This window comes from Anaerofustis butyriciformans (assembly GCF_036289385.1).
Taxonomy (GTDB): domain Bacteria; phylum Bacillota; class Clostridia; order Eubacteriales; family Anaerofustaceae; genus Anaerofustis; species Anaerofustis butyriciformans.
On the sequence record NZ_JAYFFH010000006.1, the window covers coordinates 115,600 to 125,409 of the forward strand.

Here is a 9,810-nt window from a genome sequence, read left to right on the forward strand (position 1 = left end):
TAATTTTTTAATTAAAATATTTAAATATCATACTGTCAAATGACGTCTTATAAATAGCATCCATAAATTTTTCGTTAAAACTCTCTAAATACTCATAGCATTCATCTTTTGAATTTAGTGCTTTACCTAAAATCTCAGCGACTTTTTCCATTTCATAGCTTTCTGCATTCACAGGTATTTCTAAGCCTGTTCCTTTATATTCTTCTATACCGGAAAACAATTCTTTTTCTTTTTCGAGAGAACAGTCTTCCATAAGAAGCCATATTCTTGTTTTATTCCAAAGATTATCTAATTCTTTTTTTCTCTCTTTTTTCATCCAATCATAACTCCTTTTATTGTAATTGACCAATCATCATTTAATATTACATTTTCAATTTTTATTTGAGGTCTATCAAAAATTATTTCAGATTCTTTTTTATTTGTTGTAATATATCCATATCGTTCCTTTGGAACTTTTATTTTCATATGGATTCTTTTTTTCTGCATTACATTTTTATCTTTAACAGCTGAAGTACTCATAAAAGCCTTTTCTTGGTAAATTCTACCAATCTCAACATCTGAAACCACCTGTTGAAGTTCTTCCCATGTTTCTTTCTTATTTTTAAGCAAAGACATTTTAGGGAATTTAATCCCTGTTATGCTTTCGAACCCATCTTCTTTTATATGTCTATAAACAATTATATCACTATTTATTTTATTTTTTCGTATAACTGAAGATAAAGTATCTGAAATTTTTTGAAAATCGTATCCTAAAGTCTTACCCTTTCTGATTATATCATTTATATCTTTGGCATTACTTGAATTAATATAACCTGAAAAATGACTACGTCCGTACAAAATTTTACGTTCTTCTTTACTTATAGAATGATGCATATTTTTAAACTCATCAAAAGAAACTTCTTTATAATCTCTATTTGAAATATTATCATAGTTATCAAGCCTGTTTTTAATTATATCCCCGCTCTTACCATGCTTACTTTCATACTCCTCAAGCCACTTATCCCAATCATCAACAACTACTTCAAAACTGCACCTGCACCAAGGGTGAAAGGGCGGGAAATTTATTCCGGGGGTTCTTTCCTTTATATTAAATACCTTCCCTTTTATACCTGTGCATATGCTGCATACTCTGCCATCTCCCACCGTAGAAATCTCATAACTTTCAAAATCTTCTTCAAAGGGTGTAATTGCACTTTCGTTTAAAACATATGTACCTTCCGTAAATATCAACCTGTAACAGTCATTTCTCGTTACCTTTGAAAATCTTTCCTTTAAGGCCTTAACGCATTTATCATAACTGTCGCCTCTTGCTACAGATTGGGCGAAGTCTTTATTTAAATAATCGGCAAGTTTCTTTTTATTATTCCAAATCCTGTCTGAAAAGTTTTCTTCTCCCGCATATGAATTATCAAGGATTTTACTTATTACATCGCTGTTTATTGAAAGAAAGTTCTTTCCAAATCCCAAGGTTTCGTATGTTATGTTTGCACCATTTAGTGCATACTTTCTTAAATGATTTTCTATTTCTTCTTGTTCAACTACGCCTATTTCATACTGCTTTAAAAGAATAGAATACTCTAAACCCTCCAATCTGTTTAGTTTATATATGTTTTCTCTAACGGGCAGGATATTTTTATACTTTGGATATTTCTCTATAAATTCATCAGCCCTTTTTATTAACATATCCTTTTCTTCCATAGATAGACTTTGAAGCAAGTTTCTGTATTCTATTATGTTATTTTCTCCGTATCTTTGATAAAAGGAAGCTATTTCTTTTTCCAAACTTACCCTTTCTTTGTCATAAAAAAAAGACAACTTCTTTTTAAGTTTGTCTTCGTCCTTTTCCATATTCTTTTTTAGATTTTCATATCTATTCTGCCAGTAATTCATCTGTTTCCTCTAAGGTTCTGTTTGTGGGATAATCGGTATTATAAGAAATGCTGTCGTTTTCTTCTTCCATTTTCTTTATTTCATCATCAACATTATCCACAATGCTTAATACTTTTAACTGTGTTTCCTTTGATGTTATTCCGCTAAGCTGACCTGCCACAGTTGCCTCGCTTTCAAGGTTTGCGGGATAATTAAAATGAAATTCATAAGAAAGAGTAAGTTCTGCATCTTTTGGAAGTCCCGTAACACTTACGTTTGAAAATATAATATTATATCTTCTGTTCATTCCCGCTATAAACTTTCTCTCTTTTGTCTTTGCAAGGTTACTCATGGCAAGAAGTTTATATTTAAGAGCAATCCCCGAGCTTGTTCCAAAATTCTCATCGCTTATGTTTGCCACCATTGATATTTGATAAATTAATCTTTCTAACCTATTAATGAGATTTTCCTGCGTAGTGTCTCCGCTTGGTTTTTGCATAAATTCCACTGTTAAATCAGAGCTGTCACCTTCAAAATTTATAACCCTGTTGCTTCTTATATGCTTTATACCCTTTTCATCAAGCTCAGCCCCTAAAACCTTTATATATGCATCTGCGAAATAATCAACATCGTTTGCCTTTTCCGATAATGCTTTATTATACGCATCAATCATAGGAAGAACATTTTCAAATATCCCCTGTCTTTCTTCGTTTTCCAAAAACTCGTTTACCGGAATTGTAGAAAAACCGTGAATACTTCCTTTATCTAAAAATCTGTATCCGCCTTCACTGGTAAAACTTATTTTATGATTATTGGTATAAACATCTCCGACTATGTTCTCATCGCTATCTTTATAATACCTTACAAAGCATATGGCAGAAGAGTTTATATCATCATCGTATATCATAAATCCCTCTAAGGGAGAGAAGAATGATATTGCCATTTTACCAAAGTCATCAATATAATATATTTCATAACCGTGTCCGTATATATCGCATATTTTACTTAGTTCGCTGTTTTGGTCCTCTTGATTATTGTAACTTTCAAGGGTTTTTATATATTCATTAACCTTTTCATCACTAGATATAGTCTTTACGGGAATACCCATAAAAAAGCCGTTCATTGTATCTGTAATATATTTTGCAAAGTTTACGGATATTCTGTTATCAGGTTTCCAGGGTTCCTTTTCTTTCATGGTATATATTTTATAATCGTTTAGGTATGCATCTTTTAATATTTCATATCTGCTACTAGCAAGTTTTTGATGTTTATTTATATATTCCCTAACTAAATCTATTGTTACATCCGTTCCCTTAGGCTCCATAAATTTAACATAATTTTGAATCTTACTCATTAAATCCCTCCTTTTATTTCTTTATATGTTACCTTTTTATGATATTTTTCTACCGAATAGCGAAGTGCATCCATTAAATGATTGAAATCATCAACGGGCCTGTTTATCTTATTTCCGAACTTATCCTTATCCCAGGTGTAGTTTGATATTTCCATTAGAAAGTTTACGCATCTTGGGTGAATTATTATTTTGTAATTTTGCAAAAACTGTATACCGTGCATTATGCTGTCTTTTCCTTTTAAAGATGCTCTTACTTTAAGACCGTAGTTTCTAAGCTCGTCAATGCTTTTAGGCTCTGCACTGTCAGCTGTTATCTTTTCCTTTTTATACCCCATATCTCTTATCCTTTCATATATCATCTTGTTTGAAAGTCCTTTTTCATATAATTCATCCCATATGAATATTCTCTTGTCCTTTTTATCAATAAATCCAATAAAAAAAGCGGTAGGGTCGTTTGTATAACCAAAATCCAGTCCGCTTATGGTATCAAAGTTTATTATGTCTTTAAGTTCAAATGCTTTCTCTTCAAAGTTTTCATAAATTAGTCCGTCAATAATCCCCCAGTTTCCAAGCCCTGCCACTTGATATCTTCTTGGGTTATTTTTTTTCATGTCTTCAAAGAGTTTTATATCGCTGCTATCAAGCCATTCGTTGCATTTATAAGTAGTTGTAAGAGGTAAAATATCATCATCTCTAATATCAAAAAACCTCTTTTTTAACCAGTGGTGTTCATTCCAGGGGTTAAAGGTTATTATCCATTGTTTAAAAAGTCCCTTTGGAAGCTTTCCTCTTATGGATTCATCCAGTATGTTAAAATCCTCTTCCTTTGTTACTTCGTATGCTTCTTCAAGCCAGCCAAAGCATAAAGAACCTTTTTCTACCGTTATGGAAGTAACTTTCAGTGGATCATCAAGCCCCCTAAAATAAATCTTCTGTCCAGTGGGTTTATAAGTCATCTCAAGGGGAGACAATTTTTCCTCCCATAGATACTCAACTCCAAGCCTTTTTACAGCCCACTTAAGCTCCATAAAGCATGAATCTTTCAAGGTTCTGTATGTCTTTCTTACAACAAGGGTATTTGCTCCCTTATACTTCATCATGTTGTATATTATCTTTATGGCACTTGTCTTTGATTTCTTGCTTGCCCTTGAACCTTTTACCACAAGGTATCTTCCCTTAAATCTAAAGAACTCACCGTATCCTTTGCCGATAATATCAGGAAGATAAACATCCCTTTTATTCAAGGTCATCCTCTCCTTTAAATACGGGAATTGTTATATCTATATTTACTCCGTTGTCGTTTTTATTGTTTTGTCCTCTTGTATCCCTTATAAATTCCATTGCCTTAATATTTCCACTAAGTGCTTCATTTACTGCCTTAAACATTATGGCAACATCATAGGTAACATCCCTTTTATTTATTGAAAGAGCCTTTGCAATGTCTTTTGCTTCATCGGTATTTAGTCTGCTTTCTCCGATTTCATCTAATATCTGTCTTAAAAGCTTCTTTTTTCTTCTTGCCTTTCCCGATGCAATACCGCCCTTTTTTGCAATTTCTCTTTGTTCGCTCTTTGTTCGTTCATTTAAAGGTATTAAGTTATTTTCTTTTGGCATTTCATTTTTTTCGCTCCTTTCTATTTTTATGGTTCATATAAGCATTAGCTATTTCCATTATTTGTTCAATATAATATTCGTTAAAATATGAAACTTCCTCTTCATTAAACACATTATCTTTAAATCCATAAGCTTCTAAAAATGCATGAGTAATTTCATGGATAAGTGTCTTTTTAAATCTTGTTTTTGATAATGTACTTAAAACAACTATTTCCTGTTTAAATACATTACAAGTACCTATTGCAAAATTATTTTCATCAGTGTAACAAAGTCTTTTATCTTTTTTGTTAGATGTTTCTATTATTTTGTATTCATAATCTTTAATTTTAATTTTATACATCCTTTTCTCCTTTTAACTAAAAAAGGATAAGCCTAAGCCTATCCTTTAATTATTCTTTTTCATCACTCAAAACCCCAAAACCTTATCCGTGATGTTGTTTCCCGATATTCTCCATAAATAAAAAAGACAAAGAATTTATCTTTGCCTTCTTTTGTTTATATTATTGTAGCATGGATTTTGAAATTTTTTCTGCCGGTATTCTGCCATTTTTCTGCCAGAAATCTCCTTGTTTGATGTAAGTTGTATTTATTCAGTTAATAATTTATTATTTTCTTCATACTCTTTTTTCCATTGTTCTAATAACTCTTTAATATCGTTTTCTCTAACATAACCAAAATCATTAACTTTTTTATTATTTTTTAAAATAAAAGCAGCACAACAATACTGAACATATTCTTCTAAATCAAAGAACTCCTCTGACTTCTTAATTTCATTAATTGCATTAATAATTTCATCTTTAGACAAATATTTTTCATATTTATCTTTATCAACATTAAATGAACTACCTACGTAATGACCCACAAAATATTCAATAAATTTTATAATATTCTTTTTATCAAGAAACATTTTTTTTACATATGTCTTTATATATTCTTCATCAAAAGATTCTATCAAGTAAAATATATATTTCCATTCAGCAAATAAAAATAAACTAAAAGAATCTAATTCTCTTTTTACTTTTTCTTTAAACATCTCTTCTATATTAAATAACTCATCCAATGTAATTACTTTTTTTAAATCATATTCTATTCCTGTGTCAGTTAATCTTCCATATCCCCATTCAATCAAAATAACAATTTTTGTTGAAGTATATAATGATTGAAGATTACCTCTATTTATCAGTTCTTTAATACAAATGAACCTTTCTTCTTTAGGTAATCCTCTAATTAAGTCTAAAATAAAATTATCAAAGTTATCTTCTGGAAAAATTCCTAAATATGGATTTCCACGATTTAAGTAAAAAGAAAAATCAATCAAAACATTCAATATAATTTTTATTCGCTCTTTTTCTATCTCTCTTATTCTTACTTTAATTTCTTCAAAAAAATCATATAAAACACCTTTATTATAATAACTAATAAAAATTTCTTTTAATTGATCATAATTTAATATTTGTAGTACATTTAAAATATCGTTACTTCTTATATCATTATCATCGATATCAAGAGAAAAATATCTATCAAATTTATCAGGATGAGCAATTCTATTATATTTCAAATAATCATCTATTTGATAATAATTAGAAAATATATTTATTTGATAATTTATGTAAGGAAAAATATAAGATATTAAGTTTAATATATTTCTTGTTCTATTTTCATTTTCAATGTTAATAATATTATCAGCATAAATAAGATTTTTTATGATATCAAAATATCTTTTATACAATTCATCACTATTTTCACTCTCCTTCACAATAACGTATTGTGCAGTTATAGAATCTTTATTGTTCTTTATCCATTCATAAACCTTATTAAAATTAATTTCTAAAAATATTAAGCATAACATATCAGTAAAATTAATTTCTGATGCAATTCCTTTATACTTAAAATAAAATGTATTATACAGCCTGTTTACATCTCTTATCCCTGATATAAACGGAGAAATATAATTTAACGACTCAATAAAATATTTATATTCGTTTTCATCTAAATTATTAATATCGATTATTTGAGAGAGTTTAGCAATAAGAATATTTATAACAACATTATTTTTCATCTTAGGAACTTGAATAGGCATTTGAATTACTTTCTCAAGATATTCTTCACCATTTCCTTCTTGCACCTTTTCAAGAGATTTAACCACAACATCTTTATCAAAAGATAATAAATATATTGTATTTGGGAAATTTGCAACATATGCTACAAGTTGAAATACCTGTCTTATTTGCTCACTGCTTAATCTGTCAATATCATCAATAATAATAAGAATATTTTTCCTATTTTTCTTTAAACGATCTATAACATACTGTTTTTGTTTTATTATATCTTTTTCATCTATGTTATTTTTTAATTTTTTTCCCAATTTTTTTGTACTACCTATTAATACAGGTGCTATAACACTACCTGCAAAAGGAAGTAACTTGCTTAATTCAAGAGCATAAGAGTAATTTATAAGAGCATCTCCTATTTGGTCTCTTTTTTCATCTTCTTTTGAACGAAACTCACTTGCAAGTCTTATAAAAAATTGATTAATAAGCTGTTCATTATCAGAGAAATTCCACGGCTCAAATTTAACAATAATAAATTTATCATCATCATTTTTATTTTTTCCCTGATTTTCAAGTTCTTTTAACATCATATTAATTATAGATGTTTTTCCGCTTCCCCATTTGCCATATAAACCAATAGTATAAGTTTCTCCTTTAAGGTTTGTTAAAGCTGTTGCTAAATTTTTTGCAAAAGATGCTCTTCCGAGTACATCTTCATCAAATTGTTTAATAGGTTTATCATTATAATACATAGGACTTCTCCCTCATTTAATTTATAAAAAATAAGTTTTTTATATTATATCATGATAAAGTTTTTTTTCACCATTAAAGTACTTAATCAAACAATTTTCTAACCATCTCCAAATCCTCCCTCCTCTTCCTATAATAACAAGAAGAAGATAAGTTCAAACCGTTATACACCTCATAATCCCTACACCTAAAAAAATACTTTCCTTCAATAATCTTTCTTCCCGTATCGTCAAGCAGCTCTAAACCTTTTTCCACCCTTTCACAAAATAACTCATTAAGCCTTATCCTTTTTTCTATTCTTTCTCTTTTTTCAAGATAATTTATTACCTTGTTTTCGGTGATGTTATTTATATTAGAGGTATTTACTTTCACATCATCAAAACTTACGGAAGAAATATCTCCCGTAAGTCTTAATTCTTTTAATTTTAATTTGTCGATTTCTATTTGTTTTTTCCTTAAAGGATATAAGTAAAGTATCCTTTCGATGTCTTTTGTGTTCAACTCATACCTCCGATTAAAAATAGATAAAAAAGTAAAATCATTCCTTTTATGTAAAAGGTTGCTGCTATTAAAAATACTGATATTAGAAACATCAATATAATAAAAATTATTTTCTTCACATTACTCCTTACCTCCTAAAATTTTTATAATTCATATTAAACAAACTTTTATACCCAACCAAATAAACATAATTCAAAATAAAACCTTAATTTCACTATGATGTCTCACCCCATAACATAAAATTAATAAACTGGTCAGGGTTGGGGTAGTATTCCAGCTCTAAAAATACGGGTAGTATTTTTAGAAAGCTTTGGAATACGTTAAAGGCACTTCGCCCAGAAGTGTCCTTTTTACCTCTTTTTTTGGACAAGCAAAAAAAGAGTGGGGTTTTTAAGGGGTAACACCCCTTAATGTCGGGTTTTTAAGGGATTCTCCCTTAAATTGTCTACTCCTCCTTTTCCTTTGCTTCTTTAACTTTTTTTAAAAACACTTCATCTACTTCTTTTTTAGTAAGCTTCTTTGTACAATCTTCAATATTACATCCTCTACGTTTACCCATTATGCATAAATAATTACAATAATTAGTTCCATTGCCAAATCTGCCTAAAAAGATACAACCACTACAGCCTTTTAAAAGATTTTCTTCATTCTGCTTTGATATTTTAAGTCTTGATGCCATAGCTCTTACGGTGCTTTCTCTTTTATTAATTCGCCTTCCAATTTCGGTTGCGGAAAGTATACCGTAATTATTCTTTAAAAAATCTATCTCTATTTCACTCCAACGTCCCATTTTATTTCTCCAAACTTATCCTCATAGTTGTTTCATCGTTATTTAACAAAATACCTTTAAAACTCTTACAGTAATCATTTTTATATTTTGTACTCTTGTTTTTATAGCAATATATGTAATTTATCTTGTCTGTATTTTTTTTGTGTTTACAATTTTCGCATTTAATCTGCATAATTAACCTCCATTTTTTTATTCATATTAAACAAACTTTTATCCCCAGCCAAAGTAAAACCTTAATCTCACTACAATGTCCCACCCCTCAAAATAAAACATCTATCTAAACTATTTGGGGTGGCGGTAGCATCGGTTCATATGAAAATCGGGTAGATTTTCTATGAAATCCCGATGCGTTAAAGGCTCCACGCCCAGTGGCGCCCTTTTATTCGACTTTTTTAGACGAGTAAAAAAGTCGTGGGGTTGTTAAGGGGTAACACCCCTTAATATTGGGTTGTTAAGGGAGAATCCCTTAAACTTCCCCTTTCATAATCTTTAACTCCTCTTTAACTTCGTTGTTTTCCATGTATTCATCAAAGGTGAACTCTTCAAGTCTCTTTACTTCTGCCTTTAAACCTTTGATAATTTGCTTTAGTTCTTTGTTCTCTTCCTTTAACTCATCATGCTTGTTTTTTAATCGATGATATTTTGTTTTGTATATTAAAAAATCAATCATACTTATACCTTTCTTGTTACTGCATCATTTCTATAATGTCTTTTTCATCGTAATATTCATAATCAATATCGGCTTTAATTGTTTCTTTTGTACTGTTACTTTTTTTGACTTTTTCGTTTTGTTCCCAGGATTTTATACTTGCTTTCCAGTCTGTCATTTTATTCTTACCTACATACCAGTTTTTACTTTCATAAAAATTATAAAACTGTAG

Annotated in this window: 11 protein-coding genes; all 11 read right to left on the minus strand. The window is 29.5% G+C overall.

Annotation, left to right across the window (positions count from 1 at the left end; genetic code table 11):
• Positions 1-7: 7 nt before the first annotated feature.
• On the minus strand, positions 8-316 hold the full coding sequence (locus V2W16_RS08805; protein ID WP_138268344.1) for a hypothetical protein: 309 nt from the start codon (positions 314-316) through the stop codon (positions 8-10).
• Entirely contained in the window at positions 313-1,890 is a 1,578-nt protein-coding gene (locus V2W16_RS08810) for a minor capsid protein (protein WP_329384549.1), read from the minus strand. Before V2W16_RS08810 ends, V2W16_RS08805 begins: the two co-directional genes overlap by 4 nt.
• Positions 1,871-3,223 carry a phage portal protein gene (locus tag V2W16_RS08815; protein ID WP_329384553.1) on the minus strand — a complete coding sequence of 451 codons (1,353 nt, stop codon included), beginning with the start codon at positions 3,221-3,223 and terminating at the stop codon, positions 1,871-1,873. Before V2W16_RS08815 ends, V2W16_RS08810 begins: the two co-directional genes overlap by 20 nt.
• On the minus strand, positions 3,223-4,473 hold the full coding sequence (locus tag V2W16_RS08820; RefSeq protein ID WP_329384556.1) for a PBSX family phage terminase large subunit: 1,251 nt from the start codon (positions 4,471-4,473) through the stop codon (positions 3,223-3,225). Before V2W16_RS08820 ends, V2W16_RS08815 begins: the two co-directional genes overlap by 1 nt.
• Positions 4,460-4,837, minus strand: coding sequence for a hypothetical protein (locus tag V2W16_RS08825; RefSeq protein ID WP_329384559.1), 378 nt, complete (start codon positions 4,835-4,837; stop codon positions 4,460-4,462). The genes V2W16_RS08820 and V2W16_RS08825 overlap by 14 nt, the downstream gene beginning before the upstream one ends.
• 1 nt (position 4,838) lies before the next feature.
• The gene (locus V2W16_RS08830) at positions 4,839-5,177 is read right to left on the minus strand and encodes a hypothetical protein (protein ID WP_329384562.1); all 339 of its coding nucleotides are present in this window, start codon (positions 5,175-5,177) and stop codon (positions 4,839-4,841) included.
• Between the two features lie 246 nt (positions 5,178-5,423).
• Entirely contained in the window at positions 5,424-7,640 is a 2,217-nt protein-coding gene (locus V2W16_RS08835) for a P-loop NTPase fold protein (protein WP_329384565.1), read from the minus strand.
• An 82-nt stretch (positions 7,641-7,722) separates the two neighbouring features.
• Positions 7,723-8,139: a hypothetical protein gene (locus V2W16_RS08840; protein ID WP_329384568.1), complete on the minus strand. Its 417-nt coding sequence runs from the start codon at positions 8,137-8,139 to the stop codon at positions 7,723-7,725.
• Positions 8,140-8,584: 445 nt separating this feature from the next.
• Positions 8,585-8,929 carry a hypothetical protein gene (locus V2W16_RS08845; protein ID WP_329384571.1) on the minus strand — a complete coding sequence of 115 codons (345 nt, stop codon included), beginning with the start codon at positions 8,927-8,929 and terminating at the stop codon, positions 8,585-8,587.
• Between the two features lie 466 nt (positions 8,930-9,395).
• The gene (locus tag V2W16_RS08850) at positions 9,396-9,599 is read right to left on the minus strand and encodes a hypothetical protein (RefSeq protein ID WP_329384574.1); all 204 of its coding nucleotides are present in this window, start codon (positions 9,597-9,599) and stop codon (positions 9,396-9,398) included.
• A gap of 16 nt (positions 9,600-9,615) precedes the next feature.
• The coding region (locus V2W16_RS08855) for a hypothetical protein (RefSeq protein WP_425353960.1) at positions 9,616-9,810 on the minus strand (195 nt) is incomplete at its 5' end.

What these genes read in the sequence shown, in the direction of transcription:
- V2W16_RS08805 (WP_138268344.1), bottom strand. Translation starts at nt 316, where the DNA reads ATGAAAAAAGAGAGAAAAAAAGAATTAGATAATCTTTGGAATAAAACA.
- V2W16_RS08810 (WP_329384549.1), bottom strand. Translation starts at nt 1,890, where the DNA reads ATGAATTACTGGCAGAATAGATATGAAAATCTAAAAAAGAATATGGAA.
- V2W16_RS08815 (WP_329384553.1), bottom strand. Translation starts at nt 3,223, where the DNA reads ATGAGTAAGATTCAAAATTATGTTAAATTTATGGAGCCTAAGGGAACG.
- V2W16_RS08820 (WP_329384556.1), bottom strand. Translation starts at nt 4,473, where the DNA reads ATGACCTTGAATAAAAGGGATGTTTATCTTCCTGATATTATCGGCAAA.
- V2W16_RS08825 (WP_329384559.1), bottom strand. Translation starts at nt 4,837, where the DNA reads ATGCCAAAAGAAAATAACTTAATACCTTTAAATGAACGAACAAAGAGC.
- V2W16_RS08830 (WP_329384562.1), bottom strand. Translation starts at nt 5,177, where the DNA reads ATGTATAAAATTAAAATTAAAGATTATGAATACAAAATAATAGAAACA.
- V2W16_RS08835 (WP_329384565.1), bottom strand. Translation starts at nt 7,640, where the DNA reads ATGTATTATAATGATAAACCTATTAAACAATTTGATGAAGATGTACTC.
- V2W16_RS08845 (WP_329384571.1), bottom strand. Translation starts at nt 8,929, where the DNA reads ATGGGACGTTGGAGTGAAATAGAGATAGATTTTTTAAAGAATAATTAC.
- V2W16_RS08850 (WP_329384574.1), bottom strand. Translation starts at nt 9,599, where the DNA reads ATGATTGATTTTTTAATATACAAAACAAAATATCATCGATTAAAAAAC.